Here is a 22,345-nt window from a genome sequence, read left to right on the forward strand (position 1 = left end):
GGGTCAGTTTTACCGTTCAATAATGGCGTCGATCAAACCGTAGGCTTTGGCTTCCTCTGCGCTCATGAAATTGTCTCGATCGGTGTCTTGGGCCACTCGCTCGTATGACTGACCAGAGCGTTCAGCGAGGATCTGGTTCAGCTGCCGCTTGGTTTTCAAAATCCATTCGGTGTGAATGCGAATGTCTTCCGCCTGACCGCGGACGCCGCCCAGCGGCTGGTGAATCATCACTTCGCTGTTGGGCAGGGCAAAGCGCTTCCCTTTGGCGCCTGCGGCGAGGAGCACAGCCCCCATACTGGCCGCCATGCCGATGCAAATCGTGGACACATCAGGCTTGATGAACTGCATCGTGTCATAGATGGCAAGGCCGGCGGTAACGGAGCCTCCTGGCGAGTTTATGTACAGATGAATATCTTTGTCCGCATCCTCAGCCTGCAAAAACAACAGTTGGGCGACGATGGCATTGGCCACTTCATCGTCAATTTCGCTTCCGAGAAAAATAATCCGGTCTTTCAAGAGCCGCGAATAGATATCGTATGCGCGCTCTCCGCGGTTGGTTTGTTCAATAACCATAGGGATTAACATATGTATTTTCCTCCTCTGCGCTCAAAGAGGTAGTGGCAGGCATCGCCTGCTTGGTGAAAGACGCACGGTTGAAAAACAAGGCACGATGGAAATCGTGCCTTGTATTCCCTCTGTCCAGGAGCAAGATCGCTCTGAACCATCATACGGTCTTCCTAAGATTATGCACTAACTTTGCTTTCTGCAACCAGGAAATCAACTGTTTTGCGAGTTTGAACGTCGCGGCGAAGTGCAGCCAATCCGTCTTGCGCCGTAAAGATTTTGCGCAGCTCATCCGCAGGACGACCGTATACGCCAGCCAGTTTTTCCAGTTCGGCGGTTACGTCTTCGTCGGCTACCTCGATGTTTTCCGCTTTGCCGATCGCTTCGAGCACCAGAGAGGTGCGCACGCGGGAGGTCGCGTCCGGACGAAGCTGGTCGCGGAGCTGGCTTTCATCAATACCGGAGAATTGATAGTACAGGTCGAGAGTCAGGCCTTGGAATTGCAGGCGCTGACCGAACTCTTGCACCATTTGATCCAGTTCGTGCTCGATCATGACAGCCGGGATGTCGATTTCTGCATTCTCAGCCGCTTTCAGCACCAGCTGCTCGCGAACGTACTGCTCTTTGTCCTGAGCGGCTTTTTCTTCCAGCTTTTTCTTGAGATCGGCTTTCAGCTCATCCAGCGTGTCGAACTCGCTTACGTCTTTGGCAAACTCGTCGTCCAACGCAGGCAGATTTTTGCGCTTGAGGCTGTTCAGCTTCACTTTGAAGACAGCTTCTTTGCCTGCGAGATTCGGAGAGTGGTACTCTTCCGGGAAGGTTACCTGAATCTCTTTTTCCTTGCCGATGTTCATGCCGATTACTTGCTCTTCAAAACCGGCGATGAACGTGCCGGAGCCCAGTTCCAAAGAGTAGTCTTCCGCCTTGCCGCCTTCAAAGGCTACGCCGTCTTGGAAGCCTTCAAAGTCGATCATGACGATGTCGCCGCTTTGGGCAGCGCCTTCTTCGACCGCTACCAGCTCGGCATGGCGCTCTTGCATGCGCTTCAGTTCTGCCTCTACGTCTTCGTCAGATACCGCGAACTCTTTCGGTTCGATGGTCAGGTTTTTGTAATCGCCCAGCTTCACTTCCGGCTTCACGGTAACCGTCGCCTTGAAGATCAGGTTTTTGCCTTTTTCCATTTGCTCTACGTCCACTTCCGGACGGTCGACAGGCTCGATGCCCGCTTCACGAACAGCTTGTCCGTATGCGCTTGGGAGAATGATGTCCAAAGCATCCTGATAGAGCGATTCTACGCCAAAACGCGCTTCAAACATCTTGCGCGGAACTTTTCCCTTGCGGAAGCCCGGTACATTCACCTGTTTCGAAACTTTTTTGAAAGCCTGATCCAGTGCTGTATCTACTTGCGAAGCATCTACTTCAACCGTCAGGACTCCCTGGTTATTCTCTAACTTTTCCCATTTTACTGCCACGTAAACTTCCCCTCCTAGATTGGATCCACAGAAACATCGTCTGTCGTCTCAGGCAGGACTTGCTGGACAGAGCGATGCAATTCTAGCCATTATAACCATTTAAGTATAGCATATATTCATCGTATTTCAAGAAGTCAGCTCCGCAGGAAAAAAGTTCCCCCGAGCCGCGGTGCCACGTTTCCGCGGTGGTCAAAATAGGTCACTTGAACGGTGACGCCCTCCTCTTTAGCCTCGGTCTGCTCCAAATAGACATACGTGGGCAGATCATAGCCGCGGGGAAGCTGCAAGCTCCCCGGGTTCAGGAACAGGATATTCCGCTCCACCGTACAACCGGGAACATGGGAATGGCCGAACAACACGACGTTGGCTCCCGTCTCTTCGGCACGGTAATGCAGGCGCAGCAGCGACTTTTTCACTCCGTAGAGATGGCCGTGCGTCTGCAGGATGCGCAGTCCCTTCCAGGCCGTCTGCCGCTCTGTGGGCACGTCGGAAGGAGAGTCGCAGTTGCCCGTCACCAGCAGCATCCGGGAAAAAGGGTCGCGCCCAGGGTCTACGCAGAAGTCTCCGCAGTGGAAAATCGCTTCTGCCCGATGCCGCTCGACTGCCTCTTTTACTTCGCCAACCAGTCCGTGGGAATCGCTCAGGATGAGAATGCCCACTATCCCTCACTCTCCTCTTAAAAAAGAAGCTATGTTTCAGCTGTTTGACTTCAGGGCAGAAAGCAGATTTTGCATCGCCATGGCCCGGTGACTGATCTGGTTCTTCTCCTCCGGCGAAAGCTCCGCCATGGACTTCCCCTGTTGCGGCAGATAGAAAACCGGATCGTAGCCGAAGCCGTTGGTTCCGCGCGGCTCCTCGGCGATCACGCCTTCGCAGAAGCCTGCCGCGATGATCGGATCGCGTCCCGGCTCTACCAGGGCAAGTACGCAGCGAAACCGGGCTGTGCGTTTTTCTGCCGGCACATCGGCCAGCTCTCCCAGCAATTTGCGCCAATTGGCTTCATCGGTTGCCCCTTCGCCGGCATAGCGGGCGGAGTAGACGCCGGGACGGCCGCCCAGCGCGTCTACCTCCAGTCCGGAATCATCGCCTACGGCAGGCATTCCCAGGTATGTAGAAATTTCTCTTGCCTTTTTCACGGCATTGGCCTCGAATGTATCTCCGTCCTCTACGACTTCGGGAACCCCCTCAAATTCATCGAGACTGATCCCTTCCCAGCCGAGCTGTGCAAAGAGCTTGTTAAACTCCTTTACTTTTCCCTTGTTTCGCGTAGCCAGCACAACTTTTCTTTGTTCAGACATGGTTTTCCTCCGTCACTTGCACCTGCGGCTCGCTGCCGGCAAAGCTCAGCGTCACATCATGCAGGGAGTCTCTCTGGGCGGCAAATAACTGTTCCACGCCTTTTTTGGCGAGCGCGAGCATCTCTTGCAGCTGTTCCATCGAAAAAGGCGCCTCTTCGCCCGTCCCCTGCAGCTCGACGAATTTGCCCTGTCCCGTCATCACGACATTCATATCTACCGTCGCGCTCGAATCTTCCTTGTAGTTGAGGTCGAGCAACGTCTCTCCCTCGATGATGCCGACCGAGGTAGCGGCGAGCATATCCGTCAGCGGCAGCTGTTTCCAGGTACCGTTCTTCACCAGTTTGTCCATCGCTTCCACCATCGCCACATACGCGCCGGTAATCGAAGCCGTGCGTGTGCCGCCATCCGCCTGGATCACATCGCAGTCGATCCAGATCGTCCGCTCTCCCATCGCTTCCAGCTGGACGACGGAGCGCAGGGCACGGCCGATCAGGCGTTGGATCTCCATCGTTCTGCCCGCTACCTTCCCTTTGGAAGACTCGCGAGGATTGCGCGACTCCGTAGCGCGAGGAAGCATGGCGTACTCGGCTGTAATCCATCCCTTGCCGCCGCCGCGCATAAAGGGGGGCACGCGATCTTCCAGTGTCGCCGTGCATATGACCTTGGTGTCCCCTACTTCGATCAGGCATGATCCTTCGGCGTGCTTGATGTAACCCCGCGTAATCTTGACCGGACGCAGTTGGTCATGGGTACGGCCATCATGTCTCATTCCATGTTCCTCCTAGTTTGCTTTCATCAACTCCGCCCATTATAACAGACCCGCCAAAGCAGTTGCCACTCTGCCAGCGGGCTTAAGGTGCACAGCGGACGAAACCGGGGGGCGGGTTATTGCTTGCGTGCCTAACTTTCGACCGTAAAATAAAACCACGCCGGATCACAAGGCGTGGGTAGTCATCTGACAATGGGTCCTCAGAATTGCAGCGAGTTGATTTGCAGCGGGCGGCTGACCGGCTTGGTAAAATCATAGCTTCCGCTGGTGAGCGGCTTCCCTTCTACCAGCAGCTGGACATTCCTCGCCCCTGTGCTGTCCGCAAGTGACAGTACCAGCGACTCCAGCGCCTCCGGACTCGCCTCTCTGCCCTCGTCGTACTTCAGGATATCATCGCTCAGATTGACGGTCACCAGGTCTTTCTCCTGCCGGACATCGAGAATTTTGGTCGTGCGCAGGAGAGAGCTGAACAGCGGCGAGCCCTCCTTCGGCCCTTTGATCAATTCCTCGACAGTCGCCTTGGCCACGTTGTCTGTTTCCGGCACCAGTCTCGTCACGGGAACGAAATAGGTTCGCTTGTCATCGAGCTGCCCCTGAAAATAGACCGTGACCGCGGTCGTATTGCCTGGCATGGCGCCTTGGGCGAGCTCCAGATTAATCCCCTGATTGCGGTCGAGCAAAGAGAGGGGCGTGCTGCTGGCCGGCATCTCCGACAGCGGCGTGCCGTTTACCCAGATCTGAACGCTTTTGACGTTGCTAAACTCAGTGAGGGCCCGCGTGACGGCGTCGATGATCTTCTTTTCCTGCTTCTCGTCGTATTTGCGGAACTCCTTGGAGAAGTCAACCGTCGCTACTCCTTCTTTGATCACCAGTCCCTTTACCTCTGTCCCTTTCGGCAGCACGGCGGAAAAGCCGCTGGGCAGCATGCTTTCCACTGGGCCGCCCTTGACCATGTAGCTGAGTACCTGTTTGGCCACTCCTTCTTCCTTGGGCAACGTCAGCGATACCGGAACGACATATCCATTGGCATCCAGGAGATAGACGGTTCGGTCCGCCGAACCCTGCGTCGCCGCTACAGGCTCTCCGGCCACAGCGTCAGAGGACGGGGCATCAGGGGTCTCTACTGCCACTTCGGATTGCGGCGGCGGATCGATGCTAGTCGCTTCCTTTTCCGGCCCAAACAGCCCGCAACCGGATAGCAGAAAGGCGCTGAACCCGACCACTGCCGTCATTTTGCCGATGCCTCGTAATTTCATGTTCTCCAGCCTCCTCCAGACACTTTGTACTATCATGTATACGAGCATGGCCACCGTTTATGCGTTGTTTGTCCGAAAAGAAAAAGGTTCCCTTTCGCAAGTGACCCCTGCGAAAAAGAACCTGTTATTCGTCGTTTAGGATTGGAACTGACCTTCCAGCGATTGGGTTTCCACCCGGATCGAAGCTCCCAGCCACTCCTCGGCGATTTGCTGGAAATGCTCCGCATCGCCGCTGGTAAAAAACCGGTGCCGCGGCGATGTCTGCTCCCCTGCAAGCGGGCTGCTTCCGATCAAGCCGGCCAATTCGCTTGCCGTCTCTTCCGCGGAGCTGATCAATTGCACCTCGGCCCCCATCGCCTCCTGAATGAGCGGTGCCAGCAGCGGGTAATGCGTACATCCCAAAATCAGCGTATCCAGCTGACAATCGCGCAAGACGGACAGCGTCCGGCTCACTTCCTGCCTCGCTTGCTCGGCATGCTGCCCATTTCTCTCGACGAGAGGGACGAAGGCAGGGCAAGCCAGCCCGACCACATCGGCTGCGGGGCTCAATCTCTTGATCGCGGCTTCATAGGCTCCGGTTCGTATCGTCGTCTCGGTGCCTATTACCCCGATTCGCCCGTTTTTCGTCGCGGCCAGCGCTGCCCGCGCTCCCGGCTCGATCACCCCGATGACCGGATAGGGCAGGACGTTTTTCGCTTCTTCCAGAACGACAGCCGTGGCGGTATTGCAAGCGATGACCAAGGCTTGAAGCGGAAATGCCGAGACAAATTCAATCATCTGAAAAGTACAGGCCCGTATCTCTTCGGGCGGCTTGGATCCATATGGACAGCGGGCATTGTCCCCAAAATACAAAATGGGCGCAAGCGGCAGTTTCCGCATCACTTCCCTGGCGACCGTCAGTCCGCCCACACCTGAATCGATAATGGCAATCGGCTCCATATTGTTCATCGTTGGTTTCTCCCCTGTTGGAATGTCCCTACGTTACAGGATACCACTTTCCCCGCACATCGTCCCCCCTTCTGCCGGGACCAACATGACGTCCATATTTTTATCAGGCATTCACCAGGCTGGGTGTGCTACTACGATATGCAGGGCAGATTTGTCATGTACTCCGCGAATGCCGCACATCCTCTGGGCTGCTTTCATAGGCTGTAGAGGTAGATTGCAGGCAGAGGAGGAATCGCATTGCAGGAATATACCCGCCACCTCTCCAACTGGAGTCAATGGGGAATTCAATGGATCGAAGAGCTTCGCCGCCAGCATCGTTTCAACCGCGAGCTGGAGAGCCATATGCACAAATTTGAGGAAGCCTTCATACAGATCGGCCGCAGCGCACAATCACTCAAAAAATCGCGGGATGAAACGGCCATTCCGGCACTCGTGGCAAAAGCGGAGGCCATTCAGGAGCAGTTTCATCAGTTCTTGCGCCTGATTCAATACAGGGAGCAGGATGAGCAGAAGGCACAGGAGACAAAGGAGCCGATCGCTGTCCCCGCGCGCCAACCGGCGGCAGCATCGGCACCTGTGCCCGTCCCCGTCAGCCGCCCTGTTCCCATCGGGAAGCATACCCTGCCCCCGCTGCCCTACAGCTATGACGCCTTGCAGCCGCATATTGATGCGGAAACGATGCGCATCCATTACGAGAAGCTGCATCGCAAATACGTCGAAGACCTCAACCGTGCGGAGCAGAAGCTGGCAGAGGCGCGATCCACCGGCAACTTCGAACTGATCCGCCATTGGGAGCGGGAGCTGGCCTTTAACGGGGCTGGCCACTATTTGCACACGATATTCTGGCAGTCGATGAGTCCGAAGGGGGGCGGCGAGCCGTCCGGCGACATCGGCAGGCAGATCGCGCGGGATTATGGTTCGTTTGCTGCCTTTCAGGCCCATTTCTCCCAAGCGGCCGAGAAGGTGGAAGGACCCGGCTGGGCCATTCTGGTCTGGGCGCCGCGTGCGCAGCATCTGGAGATTTTGCAGGCCGAAAAACACCAGAATCTGTCACAGTGGGATGTGATCCCGCTGCTTGTCCTGGATGTATGGGAGCACGCCTATTTCCTCTCCTATCAAAACGACCGGGCCGCGTACGTCAAAAACTGGTGGGAGCTGGTCAACTGGCCGCATGTGGAGGAGCGTTTTCAGCAGGCCCGAAAACTGCGCTGGCAGCCGTATTAATTGCGGCCCGCCGTTGGCAACAGGCTCTATTTGCGGTACAGTCAGAGTAGAATCTATTCGCTCAGACAGCGAGAGTCTCGTTGCGGCTGGCACACCGGGAATCTAGTGCCGCACGCACAGCCTGTCTGCACCGGAACAAAGGACGTGGATCGCCCCATGGGCATACGACTCGCATACATTCTCCTGGCTCCACTGCTTCTGGCGCTGGCCGCCTTCCTCCTGCTTCCTTCGCAGCTGCTCCTGGTGCTGATCAACCAAAGCTTTTTGATCGGGCTGTTTCTCCTTATGCTGGGCAGCATCGCCCTGGTGCTGCGCTCCGGATTTTTCAGCGTCTTCGCTCAGGGCTTCAAACAGCTCAAGCAGATGCTGTTCAAAAGACCCCGTGCGATGGAGAGCGACTGGTTTCAGGAAAGTGACCCGGTCCTGAAAAAAAAGACAGAGACGCTGATCCGCTTGATCACGTCTCTGTCTCTCCGGACAGGAGCTGCCCTCTTGTTTTTTTCGTTGGCGCTAACCTGTCTCTATCTCGCTCAATCGTAAAGGTGGCAGGCTACCCAGTGGCCTGCCTCCACTTCTTTCCACACCGGCTCTTCCAGCGCACATCGCTCTGTCGCCTTCGGACAGCGGGTGCGAAAGCCGCAGCCGCTCGGCTTGTTCGCCGGGCTCGGCAGGTCCCCCTGCAGGATGATCCGCTCCCGCTGTGCGGTCGGATCGGGGACGGGAACGGACGAGAGGAGCGCTTGCGTATAGGGATGCAGCGGCTGTTTGTAGAGCTCGCTGCTCGCGGCCAATTCCACGAGCTTGCCGAGGTACATCACCCCGATGCGGGTCGAAATATGCTTGACCATGGACAAGTCATGAGCGATGAACAGGTAGGTCAAACCTCGCTCTGCCTGCAAGTCTTCCAGCAAATTGACGACTTGCGCCTGGATCGACACATCGAGAGCGGAAATCGGCTCGTCGGCAATAATAAATTCCGGCTCTACCGCCAGAGCGCGGGCGATGCCGATCCGCTGCCGCTGCCCGCCGCTGAACTCATGGGGAAAACGCTGCGCGTGCTCCTTCCTGAGTCCGACCAGGTCGAGCAGCTCAGCGACGCGCTCGCGGCGGCTCCCTCTGCTAAGACCGTGTATGTCCAACCCTTCGGCGATGATGTCCTCCACGGTCAGGCGCGGATTCAAGCTGGCCTGCGGGTCCTGGAAAATCATCTGCACGTCGCGGTGAAACTGGTTGGAATCCTTTCCTTTCAGCCGGTGGACGTTCTTTCCCTTGAACAGCACTTCGCCATCCGTATTTTCGTACAAGCGAATGATCGTCCGTCCCAAGGTGGACTTCCCGCAGCCGCTCTCTCCTACCAGCCCCAGCGTCTCTCCTTTTTGAATGGAAAAAGTCACACCGTCGACCGCTTTTAAGACGAGGTCGCCCCCCAGTTGAAAATGCTTTTTCAGGTTCTTTACTTCGACCAAGCTCTCTCTCATGCTTCCTGCCTCCCAGCTGCAACCAGATCAGGTATGCGCGGCGCCCGCGAATCGTGCAGCCAGCAGGCTGCCTGATGGCCGTCCTCAAAAGCGTTGTTTTCCGGCATCTGCTGGTTGCAGATCTCCATCGCCCAGTCGCAGCGCGCGGCAAAGGGACAGCCTTTGGGTGGATCAAAGAGATCCGGCGGCGCGCCGTCGATCGGCACGAGCCGCTGCTTCTCTTCACCGTCGATCCGGGGCAGAGAGCGCATCAGCCCCCAGGTGTACGGATGGCGGGGAGCTGCAAATACATCCTCGACCTTGCCCGTCTCCACAACCATCCCAGCGTACATGACCACCATGCGGTGAGCGATCTCCGCCACCACGCCCAGGTCATGGGTAATGATCACGACTGAGAGCTCCTGCTCTTCCTGCAACCGTTTCAGCAGGTCGAGGATTTGCGCCTGGATCGTAACGTCCAGCGCGGTCGTCGGCTCATCTGCGATCACCAGCTGCGGCTGGCATGCGAGTGCGATCGCAATGACGACGCGCTGCCGCATCCCGCCGCTGAATTGGTGCGGGTACTGATCCACCCGTTTTTCCGGATCGGGAATCCCCACCAGGCGGAGCATTTCGATCGCTCGTTTCTGCGCTTCCTCCCGGGTCACCTGGTGATTGCGGACGAAGCCCTCTATGATCTGGGCCCCCACCTTCATCGTCGGATTGAGAGCCGTCATCGGGTCCTGAAACACCATGCCGATCTTGGAGCCGCGGATCTGTCTCCACTCCTGTTTGCTCAAATGCGTGATTTCTCTCTCTTCGAACACGATTTTGCCGTCTACGATCCGGCCGGGGGGATTGGGAATCAGGCCCATGATCGCCTGCGCCGTGACGCTCTTGCCGCAGCCGCTCTCGCCGACGATCGCCAGCGTCTCTCCCTTGTCCACATGAAAGGAGACGCCGCGCACAGCCTGGACTTCGCCGCCGTATGTCTTAAAGTTCACTTTCAAGTTGTCGATTGTAAGCAGATGTTTTTCCATTGCGTTTTCCTCCTCCCAGGCTAGTCGCGCAGGCGCGGATCGAGTGCATCCTGCAACCCGTCGCCAAATACGTTAAAGGCAAACATCGTCAATGAGATCATCAGGCCCGGGAAAAAGAGGCGCCACCAGTCACCTGTCAAGATGACGCCCAGCGCATCGTTGGTCATCGTCCCCCAGCTCGCGGACGGCGCCTGTACCCCGAGGCCGAGAAAGCTGAGGAAGGATTCCGCGAAGATCGCTGACGGGATGGTAAAGGTAAGATTGACGATAATGACGCCGATCGTGTTGGGAATCAGGTGCTTGAACAGAATGCGGGAAAATTTGGCCCCCAGCACCTGCGAAGCCAGGATAAATTCCTGATTCTTCAACTGGAGAATCTGGCCGCGCACCAGTCGGGCCATCCCCGTCCAGCCGGTGGCCGACAAGGCGATAATAATCGTCAGGATGCCCGGCTCCATCACGACCATCAACAGGATGACGACCAAAAGGTACGGCAAACCATACAGCACTTCGATCACGCGCATGATGATCGTGTCGATTCGCTCGCCGCGCTTGCCTTTGCCGGCCATGTAGCCGGCGATGCCGCCGACGGTCACTCCGATGATCAGGTCGATGAGCGCAGCGACGACGCCGATGGTCAGGGAGATGCGCGCACCCGCCCAAGTGCGGGCGAACATGTCGCGTCCCAGCTCGTCCGTCCCGAACCAATGCTCCGATGAGATCGGCTTGTTTTTCGTCAGCAGGCTCTGGTCAGACGGACTGTACGGCACCAAATGGGGACCGATGATCGCCATCGCAACCAAGAGCACGATGATGGCGAAGCCGAGCATCGCCAGCTTGTTTTTGATTAATTTCCGCAGCACCATTTGTCCGTTCGTCAGACTGGGACGAACCGTTATGTTATGCGCCTCCGTCTGTTTTTGCAGCGGCCTGAACAGCGGATCGATGCGTTGTTCCATCTCCATTGGCTATCCCTCCTTGTTCGTCAGCTTAATTCTCGGGTCGATCAGGGTGTAGGCGATGTCGATCAAGAAAATGGTGACGATCAAAATCGAGCTGTAAAAGATCGTAGTGCCTAAGATAACCGGATAATCCCGGTTGAAGATGCCATCCACGAAGTATTTGCCGATCCCCGGAACAGCAAAGATCTTCTCCACCACGAAGGTGCCCGTGATGAGCGACGCGATCAACGGCCCGAGGAAAGTGACGACAGGCAGGATCGCATTGCGGATGCCGTGCTTCACGACCAGTTGGAAGGTCGGCACACCCTTTGCCTCCGCCGTGCGAATGTAGTTTTGATTCATCACTTCAATCATGCTGGCGCGCATGTAGCGCGTGATGATCGCCAGCGGACCGAAAGCGAGGGCCAGCGAAGGCAGGACGGTGTGCATCCAGGTACCCCAGGTGGCGACCGGAAACAGCGGCAGCTTGATCGCAAAGAGATTGATCAAGAGCGGCGCCATGATAAAGCTGGGAATCGCGACGCCGAGAACAGCCATGGCCATGGCTATGTAATCCAGCCATTTATTGCGGTTCAGAGCGGCGATAATTCCAAAGAGAATGCCGAAGAACAGCGCGATCGCAATCGCTTGCAGCCCCAAGGTCGCGGAGGCGGAAAATCCGTCGGCGATCATATCGTTGACGCCGCGCGTATCGGACTTGATCGACGGTCCGAGGTCGAGCATGATCAGGTTTTTCAAATAGAGCACGTACTGGATGGGCAAGGGCTCGTCCAGATTGTATTTGGCCCGCAAATTGGCGAGAATTTGCTCGGGCAGCTGATCCGATTCAGAGGCAAACGGGTCGCCGGGAATCGAGTGCATAAGAGAAAAGGTCAGCGTCACAATGATCCAGAGGGTTAACAGCATCATCAGGACGCGCTTTACGAGGTAATGGGACATGGCTCAACCTCCGTGATGTTATTTCGCAAGTTCATACATGGCCTCTGCATAAATGGCCATCGCCCGGAGAAGGTCGTCAATCTCGGCGTACTCATCGGTCAGATGAGCTAGGGAGGGCTGCCCGGGAAAGAGTGGGCCGAAAGCGACGCCCGCCTTCAAGGTTTTCGCATAGGTGGCGCCTCCGGACGAGAGCAGGACGGCCTCTTCGCCGGTATGCCGGGTGTAGACGCGGGACAGCGTCTGAATAACCGGATGATCCTCAGGTACATAGTGAGCGCGGGAAGTTCGAAGAGACGTGATCTCCAGCTTCCATTCTTCTGCTCGCCGCTGCAGCTTCTCTACGTACAATTCCGGCTCAATGGTGGCTGGATAGCGAATATTCAAGCGAACCGTACCGCCATTTTCGCGGTTATAGCTGAGGATGCCGGCATTGACGGTCAAACGGCCGGATACCTCGTCCTCGCAAGCAAGCCCCAGTTTTTCGCCCCAGTGATCCTCGTGCAGCACATCGGACAACAAAGAGAGAAAGCGCTGATCCGAACCCTGGAACGGGAACTGCCGGAGATAGCTTGCTGCGATCGTCCCTGCGTTTCGTCCCCGATACGGCTCCATCCCGTGCGCGGTCTTTCCTTTTACGGAAAAACGCAGCTCTCCGTCCGGCAAGCGGCTGATCTCCCCCGTCGCTTCGTGGCGGTCGAGATGCTCCTGCCAGCTTGGGCCCAGTTCGCGAAGCAGCTGTGCCCCATCCGCTGTCTGCGGAAGCGATACGATAGCCGTCGCCCTCTCAGGCACGCTGTTCCCCTGATCGCCCGCTTCAAACGAGAGCAGGCTCCAGTGGACCCCTGGCTCGCCGGCTTGCGCGTAAGGGATGGCCAGCGTCGGATTGATCTGCCCTTTCTCCGCGTGAATCATCGGGAAGGACGCATCCGGCGAAAATCCGATTTCCGGCAGCTTCTCCACCTTTTCGTAATGGCGCATGCAGAGCCAGCCGCTCTCCTCATCCGTGCCGATAATCAGCCGGATCCGCTTGGAGACCGGCAGTCCCGACGCTTTCAACAGCTTCAGCGCGTAGTAGGCGGCCAGTGCCGGCCCCTTGTCGTCGATCGCGCCGCGCGCATAGATGCGGCCGTTTCGAATGTTCGGCTCAAACGGCGGCGTGGTCCAGCCCTCGCCCACGGTCACCACATCGACGTGAACGAGGACGCCGATCTCCTCGGCTCCCTCGCCGTACTCGATGTAACCGGCATAGCCGTCCAGGTTTTTGGTCGCAAAACCGTCCGCAGCCCCCAGCTCCAGCATGTATGCCAGAGCTTGGGCCACACCTTCGCCGAAGGGCTTTCCCGCTGCGGCGGTACTCATATCTTCGATGCTGTTTATCCCCAAAAAGGGCACCAGCTTGGCCAAATAAGCCTCCCGCTGCGCATTTGCCCTCTCGCTCCAATTTACGCTCATCTCTTCCCCTCCCTTGCCTTCGCATGATGACAATAGGCCAGGAACGCTTCCCCCTGCGGGGAGATCGCGCTGCCTTGCCGTCCTTTTCCGACGTAGATCAGTTCGTCTTGCTGCAGTAATTTGAAACGGTAGCGCAGCTGCTGTGTCGACAGGTTGAATCCCCGCGCGCGCAGCTGCTCCTGCAAGGCGTACCTGCCGCCGCCCGCGATGGACAGCTCTTGCAGGATGGCCGTCATCTCCGGCAAAAAGCCGCGCCTTTCGTACTCTTGACAGAGCGCGATACAATCCTCGCGATACTCTTCAGCCGCCACTACCAGTTCCTGATTTTCCTGCAAAAATGGCAGATGATGCACATGCACCTCTTCCTCTACGACGTGCGCCAGGTACTCCACGACATTTTCCAGTTCGCGGATGTTTCCCGGCCAATCGTACTCCTGCATCGCCTTCAGGGCTTCGCCCGACAGGGTAAAGGGAGGGCGTCTCAAGTCCAGGCAGTAATGCCGGATAAATTCGTCTGCCAGCCAGGGGATGTCTTCCACCCGCTTTCGCAGCGGCGGCAAATGAATCGGCAAAATGTTCAGACGGTAGTAGAGGTCTGCCCGAAATTTTCCCTCTTTGACCATCTGCTGTAGGTCCTGATTGGTGGCGGCCACGACCCGGATGTCGACGGGGATGACCTTGTTGCCGCCTACGCGCATGATCTGCCTCTCTTGCAGAACACGCAGCAGCCGATTTTGTATCGCCCCGCTCGCGTCTCCAATCTCGTCGAGAAAGATCGTGCCTTTGTGGGCCAGCTCAAACCAGCCGATATGGCCGCCCTTTCTCGCGCCTGTAAAAGCGCCCTCTTCATAGCCAAACAGCTCGCTCTCCAGCAGCGATTCGGAGATGGCTGCGAAGTTCACCCCGACGAACGGCTCCCGCTTTCGCGGCGATGCGTTGTGAATCGCTTGGGCCAGGAGCTCTTTTCCCGTACCCGTTTCGCCGAGCAGGAGAATCGTCGAATTGCTTCGCGACATTTTTTTCGCGAGCTGGATCACTTTTTGAAAAGAAGGGCTCTTGCCGTGGATGTCGTCAAAGCTGTACTTGGCGACCAATCCTTTGCTGTACAGGCGGATGCGGTAATCATGCTCCATCTTTTCGATCTCCGCCGCTTTCCGAAACAGCAGCAGGCTCCCGAGGTAGCGCCCCTCCATGATGATGTGCATCTTGCGGAAAAAGAAGGTCCGTCCTCCCCAATCCACCAGCTGTTCTTCATTCTCGCCGCATTCCCGCACCGTTTCGATAAAGTCTTCGGGGAGGCACTCGGCAGCCTTCTCCCCCTGTACGCCGAGGCCGGGCAGATGAAGTGTATCGATCGCCTTCTGATTGATGAACCGGATCACCTCTTGCTCATCCAGGGCGATCACCGCGTCCTCAATCCGGTTGACGATCCCTTCCAGATACATTTGCAGCAGGCGGGCATGGATAATTTCATTGTTCAGTTCTTTCGTGATGTAGATGAGGGATTGCACGGCACGAGCGGTCACTTTGTGGAAATGGTCATTGTCAAAGTGCGCATAAATCTCCAGCCACGTGGACAGATCGATGATCCGAAAGCCGATGTCCACTACCTTGCGTATCGACGAGGGCACATGCTCCGATTCTCCGGGGGTGACCGCGATCTCGATATCGGGCGGCAGATAAGCACCGGGGTAATAGGGATACAGCTCGAAGTCCATCCCGGAAGCAATCAGCAGTTGGATCGTCTCCTCCGCCGTTTCGGCGGTATCGCTCACCAGCAGCACCTTGACTCCGGGGGGAATCTCCAGCATCTCCCGCAAGCTGTGATAAGGGAGCATCCGCTTCGCCACGATCGTTTTCGAGCCCGGCGGCAAATACGGCTCCACCTGGCTGTAGATCCGCTTTGTCGAGAGGACGACCAACGAGCCTTCTGCGATGGGGCGGTAGGGCAGTTGATCGACCCGTCTTCCCTCAATGTGAAAATCTTGCGAGACCCCGAGCTCATGGCACTGGCTGACCACGGATTGCAAAAATTCATCCATTTGCGCGACAAAGGTTACCGTCTTTTTTTCCATCGTTACCCGCTCCATGACGTATTAGAAAAGGGGGCTTCGCCACATTGCCTGGCGAAGCCTTTTCCGACTTCCTATTTTTTCAAAATCTCTGCCCATTTGAAGTCAAGCGTGCCTACCGGGTGACGGAGGATGCCCTTGACGTTCGGCTGGTCCATAAACACTTTAGTATTGAAGTAGATCGGCACAAGCGGCATGTCGTCCATGAACATCTTCTCTGCGTCGTGCATCAGCTGGAAGCGCTCTTTTTCATCTGCCGTCTGGCGGATTTTCTCTACCAGCGCATCGTATTCTTTGTTGCTGTAGTTGATGCGGTTGCCCGGATGATCGGTGACGAACAGCTCGAGGTAGTTGAGCGGGTCGCCGTAGTCAGCAGGGATGGTGGAACGGGACATTTGCAGCTGGCGGCCGCGCTGCTCTTCCAGGAATACTTTCCATTCCTTGTTTTCCAGCTTGACATCGACGCCGAGGTTTTTCTTGTACATCTCTTGCAGAACTTGCGCGATCTGCTTATGCGCATCGCTGGTGTTGTAAGTCAAGGTGACAGGCGGAAGCGTGGTGTAGCCTTCCTCTTCCATCCCTTTTTTCAGCAATTCCTTTGCGGTTTCCACATCATTGTCCTTGATGAAGTCGCCACCGACTTCACGGAAATCGCGTCCATCCGGTTCCGGGAAGCCGACCGGGATGTGCGCGAGCGCCGGCAGCTGGTTGCCTTGGGCGACGTTGTCGATCAGGGCTTTGCGGTCGATCGCCAGCGCGAACGCTTTGCGGATGTTGGCGTTTTGGAACGGCTCCATCTTCACGTTCATGCGATAGTAGTAGATGGCCGCTTCCGGCTCTACCTTGGCTTCGCCAGCATCGATCAGTTGCTTCTTCATGTCATTCGGCACGGTTTGGATCATGTCGAGCTGACCTGTTTTGTACATCTGGTATTGGGTATTCTCGTCATTGACCATCACCCAATGGATGCCCGCGTATTTAATCGAGTCTTTGTCCCAGTAGCCTTCGTTGACCTCGGCTTTGACGGATTGGTCATGCACCCATTCCGTGATTTTGAATGGCCCATTGCTGACCAGGGTAGCTGCTTCTGCGGCAAAATTGGGGTTGCTCTCCACCACTTTTTTGTTCACCGGGAAGAACGTCGGCTGGGTCAGGATGTGCAGGAAGAAGCCCGCAGGCGATCTCAGCTGAACTTCCAGGGTCTTGTCGTCAATCGCCTTTACCTTCACGTCATCAGCTGTGCCTTCGCCCTTGTTGAACTTTTCGGCGCCTTCGATGTAATAGGCGAGAAATGCGGACGGGAATGCGTTTTTGGGATCGACAATCCGCTTGAACGCGTATTCGAAGTCATGGGCAGTAACAGGGTCTCCATTCGACCATTTGCTGTCGCGGAGAGTAAATATATAGGTTTTGCCGTCTTCGCTGATCTCCCATTTTTCGGCCATGGCCGGCTGCGGCTTGTGGTCGCTGTCCAGTCGGGCCAAGCCTTCCATGGTCGCGTTCAGCACTTCGTTGGAGGTGCTGTCAAACCCTTTTGGCGGGTCGAGAGAAGGCGGTTCTGTTTTCAGATTCAAACGAAGCAGGGCCGTCGGATCCGCTTGGCCTTGTGTTTCTCCCGCCGACGGCTGCTGCCCTGGCTGAGAAGGTGTCGCAGACTGGCCGCAGCCAGCCAAGACGAGTGACAGCAAAAGCGCAGAAGTTCCCAGCACTTTCCATCCATTACGCAATTTCATTGGTACTTCCCCCTTTTTCTTTGAACAGTATGTCTATTTGCATAAATGGCTTCATAGTCTATGAGCCTTTTACACACGCAGTGAAGCTTGTTGCCGCTCCAGGGCAAACCGTGTTTCAATCCGTCCGACCACCGTACCGCTCATGTTTGTCACAACCGGATTGGTGTACTCCGCTAATTTCGCGAGCGGTCCCTCTGTACCGATGCCGAGCTGGCGCAGCACTTCATTGACCACTGCGTAAATCGCCCGCGGACCGCCGTCCTCGATCTTGACAGCGATGCCGATCCCCGTCTGGCGATCGCCGAGACAGTAGACGGATTCCGCTCCCGCCTTGCCAAAAATTCGGCCTTCAAACGCGATCATCAGATCCGTACAGTAGCGTTTGTTTCCGCCAACCATCTCGGGATGGGCAATCATGGCGTCTGTGATTCGCACGACGGCCTCGCGGCGAAGCGGGTTATCGATCACTTCGGGTTTAGCCATCTTGGCGTACGCCCACGCGTAGTTGGCCAGCGGCAAGCGGTGTACCGGAACGCCGCATCCGTCCGTACCCAGCACGATCTCTTCTTTCGGATAGGAAGTCAGATCGCTGACGACTTCGAGAATGCGCTGTTGCACCGGGTGTTCCGGCAGATGATACGTGGCGACGTCCTCCCCCATGTGGACGGCTGTGGCGATCATCCCCGAGTGCTTGCCGGAGCAGTTGCTGTAGACGGGAGTGAGCGGCTTACCCGCGCGGATCAATTCCTTGTAGCTCTCCTCGTCCCGGGGCACATGGGTTCCGCATTGCAGCGTTTCCTCCGGTTGTCCGGCGCGGATCAGCATCTCCATCGCCCGGGAACGGTGCCGCGGCTCTCCGCTGTGGGAAGCGCAGCAGAGGGACAGGTCTGCCGGCTCCAGTCCGTACCGGTCCGCCGTCCCAGTCTCGATGATCGGGATGGCCTGAAGCGGCTTCATACTGGAACGAGCAAAGGTCTGCCGTTGGGGATCGCCATAGGAATAAAGCAAGTTTCCGTTTGCGTCGACGACAGCTACATGACCGAGGTGCGTGCTTTCTACGGCATCCCCCCGGTATACGTTGGCTACCAGGTTCATAACGAATCTCCTTTTGGTGTAAGATGTGGACTTGCTATGCCTGAGTTCAAAAGCAACTTTCATGCCAACTGTGGCCACATTTGCAAAAACGGCGAATTTTCGCTATTTTCCCACCCATCCAGGCTTGTCCGTTCGACATCTCTGTTTATGAATAGGTTATCCTAATATTACGAATAGGTGAACCCTTTTGTTTAAAATAACTAAAATAATATATTATAAACAAAAATCAACCCCCTTTTCCGTGACTGTACGGAAAGGGGGCACCTATTCTTCTATTCTGCTCTTTTCAGGTTCTCCAGTTTTTCCCAACTGACAAACGTATCCTCCCACATGACCTGGCATAGCTCGCCCTGTATTTCCATGATGATGCCCCGCGCACCGTCCCGCGCATAGACGACGATGTCTCCGACCCTATACATCTGCCATCGCCCGCTACCCCAGTCTGAAGATGATGCCGTGTCCGCCTTTCGGGTATTCCCACTTGATGTTTTCATACGGGCAACCGATCCGGCAGCTTCCGCATTCGTGACATCCCTCGTATCCCACATGCATTCGCACCTCTTCCCACTTGTACACTTCGGCCGGGCAAAAGATCGTACACAGCTTGTCGGGGCATTTGGTCGCGCACACATCGGCATCCAGTACGTGCAGATGCGACTGCGTATCTGCCTTGAAGCGCACCAGATACTGCTTTTCCTCGATGGACTGGCCTTTTGGCAGTTCTTTGCGCAGCTCCTTCATCACTTCATCACTCTCCATGCCTGCATCAGATCGCGGGCCATTTTCCACTTCTCTTTCGCTGAGCCGAGCTCGTTCCATATTTTCTTCTGCTTCTCCCACTTGGAGCTGCCATCCACCGTAAACATCTGGCTGGCTGCTCTGTTCATCAGCGGGATGTACTTTTCAAAGTAATGCGGGTATTTTTCGAAATGATGGGTCGCATCCTTGTACTTCTTCAGATCCTGGCCGACAAAGCCGTCCAGCAGCTTGCGGCGGTATGCGTCCAGCTGGGCGGCGGAAAAGTCTTCCGCTTCCCTGGCATCCAGGATCGCCTCCGCCGCCAGCACCCCGGAGGTCATCGCCATATTGGAGCCTTCGCGGTGAATGGCATTGACCAGCTGGGCCGCGTCGCCGACGACGATCACGCCGTCGCCCACTACCTTTGGCATGGAGCGGTAGCCGCCCTCCGGGATCAGATGCGCCAGGTATTCCTGCTGCTCGGTCCCCTGGATATACGGACGGATGATCGGGTGAGTCTTTACGTAGTCGAGGAGCTGATGCGGACGGATCTTGTTTTTGATCAGCCCCGACAGCATCGCCCCGACTCCGATGTTGAGGCTGTCCTTGTTGGTGTAGAGCCAAGCCGTTCCGAGGATGCCTTTGGTCGAATCTCCGAAAATTTCAAACGTACAGCCCTGATCTCCCTCCAGACTGAAGCGGTCCTCGATGATTTTCCGGTCCAGCTTCAGCACCTCCATCACCGCCAGCGCCACCTCGTCCGGGCGAAACTCTTTGTGGAAGCCGAGCGATTTGGCCAGAAGTGAGTTGACCCCGTCCGCCAGCACCACCACATCGGCAAACAAATCGCCGTCAGGACGATCCGTTCGCACGCCCACGACCTTTCCGTTTTCCACCAGGCATTCGGTGACGACGGTTTCATTCACCAAGAGCGCTCCGGCTTCTACCGCCTTGTCGGCGAACCACTGGTCGAATTTGGCCCGGAGGACGGTAAAGTTGTTGTAGGGCTCCTCGGCCCACTCCAGCCCCTTGTAGCTGAAGGTGACAGCCGACTGTTCGTCCAGCATCATGAACCGCTGTTCGACGATGTGCCGCTCGACCGGCGCTTCCTTGTAAAAGCCCGGGATGATATCCTCCAGCATCTTGCGGTAGAGGACGCCGCCCATCACGTTTTTGGAGCCCGGGTACTCACCCCGCTCCAGGAGCAGGACATTTACGCCCGCTTTTGCCAGGGTATAGGCGCAGGATGTCCCGGCCGGTCCCGCTCCCACGACGATTACGTCAAATGTTTCCGCCATATTGTACCTCCTTGCCCACAGCCGACTGGAAGGCTTCGATCAGCAGGGGGACGATCTCGAATGCGTCGCCGACGATGCCGTAGTGGCAGGATTGGAAAATAGGTGCCTGCGGGTCTTTGTTAATCGCGATAATCAGCCCGGAATTCTGCATGCCGACCAGATGCTGGATCGCCCCGGAGATGCCGATGGCAAAGTAAATCTTCGGCGTCACGGTCACGCCGGTCTGCCCTACCTGGTGCGCGTGGTCGATCCAGCCCGCCTCGACCGCATCGCGGCTCGCGCCAACCGTGGCTCCGATCGCTTCCGCAAAGCGGTGCATCAGCTGAAAGCCTTCCTTGCTGCCCAGCCCTTTGCCGCCTGCGACGATGATGTCCGCTTCGTCCAAGCGGACCTTGGACTGGGTCTCCCGAATGATTTTCAGCACTTTGGTGCGGATGTCTTGTTCCCGCAGCGGCAGGGATTCGGCGATGATTTCGCCTCTTCTCTCCGGGTCGGGCGGCAGCGCTTTCATCACTTTTGGCCGCACGGTGGCCATTTGCGGCCGGTGCTTTTTACACAGAATCGTCGCCATGATATTGCCCCCGAAGGCTGGCCGGCTCGCCTGCAAAAGGCCCGTCTCCTGCTCGACATCCAGCATGGTCGTATCGGCGGTGAGGCCGGTTTCCAGGTCGGTCGCGACAGCGCTGGCCAGATCCTTGCCCGTGGAGGTGGCGCCGTAGAGAATGGTTTCCGGCTTGTGCTTTTGCACACAAGCGATGACGGCCCGCATGTACGATTCGGTCCGGTAGTCGGCAAATATCGGATCGTCGTACAGGTAGACCTGATCCGCCCCGTACTGAAAGGCAGTCTCACAGAGAGGGCGGACGCGATCGCCAATCAGGATTCCGGCTAGCGGTACACCTCTTTTGTCCGCGAGCTGGCGGCCCGCTCCCAACAGCTCCAGCGAGACCGGCACGATCTGTCCGTCCCGGTGCTCCAAAAATACCCATACTCCTTTGTACTCCTCCAGACTCATCTCTGTGCCTCCTTCCCGGCGAATAGCTCACGTCTCTTAAGCAGAATCTCCATCAGACGGTTTACCTGTTCGGCGGGAGAGCCCTGCAGCAGCTCGCCGCCCTTGGGTTTTTCCGGCGGCCATACCTTGGCGACGATCGTCGGTGAGCCTTTGAGCCCGAGCAGCGTCCGGTCGACATCCTCCAGATCGTTCACCGACCAGATCACCGGCTGAAAGCTGGCGGCCCGGATCATGTTGGGCAGCGGCGAATGGGGCACCTCATTGATCTCCTTTTCCACGGAGAACAGGCAGGGCAGGGTGGACTGAATCACTTCGTAGCCGTCCTCCAGTTTGCGGTGGACGACGGTGTATCCCCTCTCCTTGTTTACCTCCACGACTTTTTTCACGCTGGTCAGCGGAGGGATGTCCAGCCTCCGGGCGATTCCCGGTCCGACCTGACCCGTATCGCCGTCAATGGTCATCTTGCCGCAGATGATGAGGTCGATCGGCTTTTCCTTGGCGATCTTCTCCAGCGCCTTGGTCAGCGCGTAGCTGGTGGCCAGCGTATCGGCACCGGCAAAGGCCCGGTCCGTAATCATATAGCCCTCGTCCGCGCCGATCTCGATGCATTTGCGGATCGCTTTGACAGCGGGCGGCGGTCCCATGGTCAGGACGGACACGGTGCCGCCGTACCTTTTCTTCAGACGAACGGCTTCCTCGACAGCATGCGCATCGTATGGATTGAGGATGGCCGGCGCGCTGGAACGATCCATGGTATTGGTTCGCGGGTTCATCTTGATGATTTTGGTGTCCGGCACCTGTTTGATGCAGGCGACGATGTGCAGCATGGATAAAATCCCCCCTAAAAGCCCGGCGAGGTATCGTTATAACGGGGTCCCGCACAGGTTGTCTCACTTTGGCACGACACTTTCGGGCGACATGTTCCTCATTGATATAACGTATTGCACGGCCATGTCGAATAGACCAAGAAGAAATGCGGCCGCTTCGCCAGAGAAGAATTTTACATTGACATG

The 22,345-nt window shown here is 56.8% G+C and carries 22 protein-coding genes; 2 read left to right on the top strand and 20 right to left on the bottom strand.

Features of this window, described 5'->3' with window-relative positions; genetic code table 11:
- Nucleotides 1-9 precede the first annotated feature (9 nt).
- The 7 genes from clpP to murI all read right to left on the bottom strand — a co-directional run bounded on the left by clpP (nucleotide 10) and on the right by murI (nucleotide 6,307).
- Nucleotides 10-585: an ATP-dependent Clp endopeptidase proteolytic subunit ClpP gene (clpP, locus tag JD108_RS15690; RefSeq protein ID WP_198826960.1), complete on the bottom strand. Its 576-nt coding sequence runs from the start codon at nucleotides 583-585 to the stop codon at nucleotides 10-12.
- Nucleotides 586-743: 158 nt separating this feature from the next.
- Entirely contained in the window at nucleotides 744-2,036 is a 1,293-nt protein-coding gene (tig, locus tag JD108_RS15695; protein WP_198826961.1) for a trigger factor, read from the bottom strand.
- A gap of 134 nt (nucleotides 2,037-2,170) precedes the next feature.
- Nucleotides 2,171-2,695 carry a YfcE family phosphodiesterase gene (locus JD108_RS15700; protein ID WP_198826962.1) on the bottom strand — a complete coding sequence of 175 codons (525 nt, stop codon included), beginning with the start codon at nucleotides 2,693-2,695 and terminating at the stop codon, nucleotides 2,171-2,173.
- Between the two features lie 36 nt (nucleotides 2,696-2,731).
- Nucleotides 2,732-3,334, bottom strand: coding sequence for an XTP/dITP diphosphatase (locus tag JD108_RS15705; RefSeq protein WP_198826963.1), 603 nt, complete (start codon nucleotides 3,332-3,334; stop codon nucleotides 2,732-2,734).
- Nucleotides 3,327-4,103 carry a ribonuclease PH gene (gene rph, locus JD108_RS15710; protein ID WP_198826964.1) on the bottom strand — a complete coding sequence of 259 codons (777 nt, stop codon included), beginning with the start codon at nucleotides 4,101-4,103 and terminating at the stop codon, nucleotides 3,327-3,329. The genes JD108_RS15705 and rph overlap by 8 nt, the downstream gene beginning before the upstream one ends.
- A 200-nt stretch (nucleotides 4,104-4,303) precedes the next feature.
- The gene (locus JD108_RS15715; RefSeq protein WP_198826965.1) at nucleotides 4,304-5,359 is read right to left on the bottom strand and encodes a GerMN domain-containing protein; all 1,056 of its coding nucleotides are present in this window, start codon (nucleotides 5,357-5,359) and stop codon (nucleotides 4,304-4,306) included.
- Nucleotides 5,360-5,494: 135 nt separating this feature from the next.
- Nucleotides 5,495-6,307, bottom strand: coding sequence for a glutamate racemase (gene murI, locus JD108_RS15720; RefSeq protein ID WP_198826966.1), 813 nt, complete (start codon nucleotides 6,305-6,307; stop codon nucleotides 5,495-5,497).
- A 237-nt stretch (nucleotides 6,308-6,544) separates the two neighbouring features.
- Here murI and JD108_RS15725 point away from each other — a divergent pair, with 237 nt between their 5' ends.
- Together JD108_RS15725 and JD108_RS15730 are read left to right on the top strand one after the other, a co-directional pair.
- Complete coding sequence (locus JD108_RS15725; protein WP_198826967.1) at nucleotides 6,545-7,531, top strand: superoxide dismutase; 987 nt, start codon at nucleotides 6,545-6,547, stop codon at nucleotides 7,529-7,531.
- Between the two features lie 156 nt (nucleotides 7,532-7,687).
- Nucleotides 7,688-8,071 carry a DUF3899 domain-containing protein gene (locus tag JD108_RS15730; RefSeq protein ID WP_198826968.1) on the top strand — a complete coding sequence of 128 codons (384 nt, stop codon included), beginning with the start codon at nucleotides 7,688-7,690 and terminating at the stop codon, nucleotides 8,069-8,071.
- On the opposite strand, the gene JD108_RS15735 is transcribed toward JD108_RS15730, so the two are convergent.
- The 13 genes from JD108_RS15735 to JD108_RS15795 form a co-directional block, all read right to left on the bottom strand.
- Nucleotides 8,062-9,009: an ABC transporter ATP-binding protein gene (locus JD108_RS15735; protein WP_198826969.1), complete on the bottom strand. Its 948-nt coding sequence runs from the start codon at nucleotides 9,007-9,009 to the stop codon at nucleotides 8,062-8,064. The genes JD108_RS15730 and JD108_RS15735 overlap by 10 nt on opposite strands.
- Nucleotides 9,006-10,028 carry an ABC transporter ATP-binding protein gene (locus tag JD108_RS15740; protein ID WP_198826970.1) on the bottom strand — a complete coding sequence of 341 codons (1,023 nt, stop codon included), beginning with the start codon at nucleotides 10,026-10,028 and terminating at the stop codon, nucleotides 9,006-9,008. The genes JD108_RS15735 and JD108_RS15740 overlap by 4 nt, the downstream gene beginning before the upstream one ends.
- A 20-nt stretch (nucleotides 10,029-10,048) precedes the next feature.
- Nucleotides 10,049-10,993: an ABC transporter permease gene (locus JD108_RS15745; protein WP_198826971.1), complete on the bottom strand. Its 945-nt coding sequence runs from the start codon at nucleotides 10,991-10,993 to the stop codon at nucleotides 10,049-10,051.
- Between the two features lie 3 nt (nucleotides 10,994-10,996).
- Nucleotides 10,997-11,929, bottom strand: a complete 933-nt coding sequence (locus JD108_RS15750; protein ID WP_198826972.1) for an ABC transporter permease — start codon at nucleotides 11,927-11,929, stop codon at nucleotides 10,997-10,999.
- A gap of 18 nt (nucleotides 11,930-11,947) precedes the next feature.
- Nucleotides 11,948-13,381, bottom strand: a complete 1,434-nt coding sequence (gene pepV / locus JD108_RS15755; protein WP_198826973.1) for a dipeptidase PepV — start codon at nucleotides 13,379-13,381, stop codon at nucleotides 11,948-11,950.
- The gene (locus JD108_RS15760; protein WP_198826974.1) at nucleotides 13,378-15,456 is read right to left on the bottom strand and encodes a sigma-54 interaction domain-containing protein; all 2,079 of its coding nucleotides are present in this window, start codon (nucleotides 15,454-15,456) and stop codon (nucleotides 13,378-13,380) included. The genes pepV and JD108_RS15760 overlap by 4 nt, the downstream gene beginning before the upstream one ends.
- A gap of 71 nt (nucleotides 15,457-15,527) precedes the next feature.
- Nucleotides 15,528-17,186 (bottom strand): peptide ABC transporter substrate-binding protein, encoded by a 1,659-nt coding sequence (locus JD108_RS15765; protein ID WP_198826975.1) that lies wholly within the window; start codon nucleotides 17,184-17,186, stop codon nucleotides 15,528-15,530.
- A gap of 69 nt (nucleotides 17,187-17,255) precedes the next feature.
- On the bottom strand, nucleotides 17,256-18,281 hold the full coding sequence (locus tag JD108_RS15770) for an asparaginase (protein WP_198826976.1): 1,026 nt from the start codon (nucleotides 18,279-18,281) through the stop codon (nucleotides 17,256-17,258).
- A 272-nt stretch (nucleotides 18,282-18,553) separates the two neighbouring features.
- On the bottom strand, nucleotides 18,554-18,700 hold the full coding sequence (locus JD108_RS15775; RefSeq protein ID WP_198826977.1) for a hypothetical protein: 147 nt from the start codon (nucleotides 18,698-18,700) through the stop codon (nucleotides 18,554-18,556).
- Between the two features lie 13 nt (nucleotides 18,701-18,713).
- Nucleotides 18,714-19,040, bottom strand: a complete 327-nt coding sequence (locus JD108_RS15780; protein ID WP_198826978.1) for a ferredoxin family protein — start codon at nucleotides 19,038-19,040, stop codon at nucleotides 18,714-18,716.
- Entirely contained in the window at nucleotides 19,022-20,317 is a 1,296-nt protein-coding gene (locus JD108_RS15785; RefSeq protein WP_198826979.1) for an FAD-dependent oxidoreductase, read from the bottom strand. Before JD108_RS15785 ends, JD108_RS15780 begins: the two co-directional genes overlap by 19 nt.
- Nucleotides 20,301-21,332, bottom strand: coding sequence for an electron transfer flavoprotein subunit alpha/FixB family protein (locus JD108_RS15790; RefSeq protein WP_198826980.1), 1,032 nt, complete (start codon nucleotides 21,330-21,332; stop codon nucleotides 20,301-20,303). The genes JD108_RS15785 and JD108_RS15790 overlap by 17 nt, the downstream gene beginning before the upstream one ends.
- Nucleotides 21,329-22,159 carry an electron transfer flavoprotein subunit beta/FixA family protein gene (locus JD108_RS15795; RefSeq protein ID WP_198826981.1) on the bottom strand — a complete coding sequence of 277 codons (831 nt, stop codon included), beginning with the start codon at nucleotides 22,157-22,159 and terminating at the stop codon, nucleotides 21,329-21,331. Before JD108_RS15795 ends, JD108_RS15790 begins: the two co-directional genes overlap by 4 nt.
- Nucleotides 22,160-22,345: the final 186 nt, after the last annotated feature.

The sequence above is a fragment of the Brevibacillus composti genome, from assembly GCF_016406105.1.
Classification (GTDB): domain Bacteria; phylum Bacillota; class Bacilli; order Brevibacillales; family Brevibacillaceae; genus Brevibacillus; species Brevibacillus composti.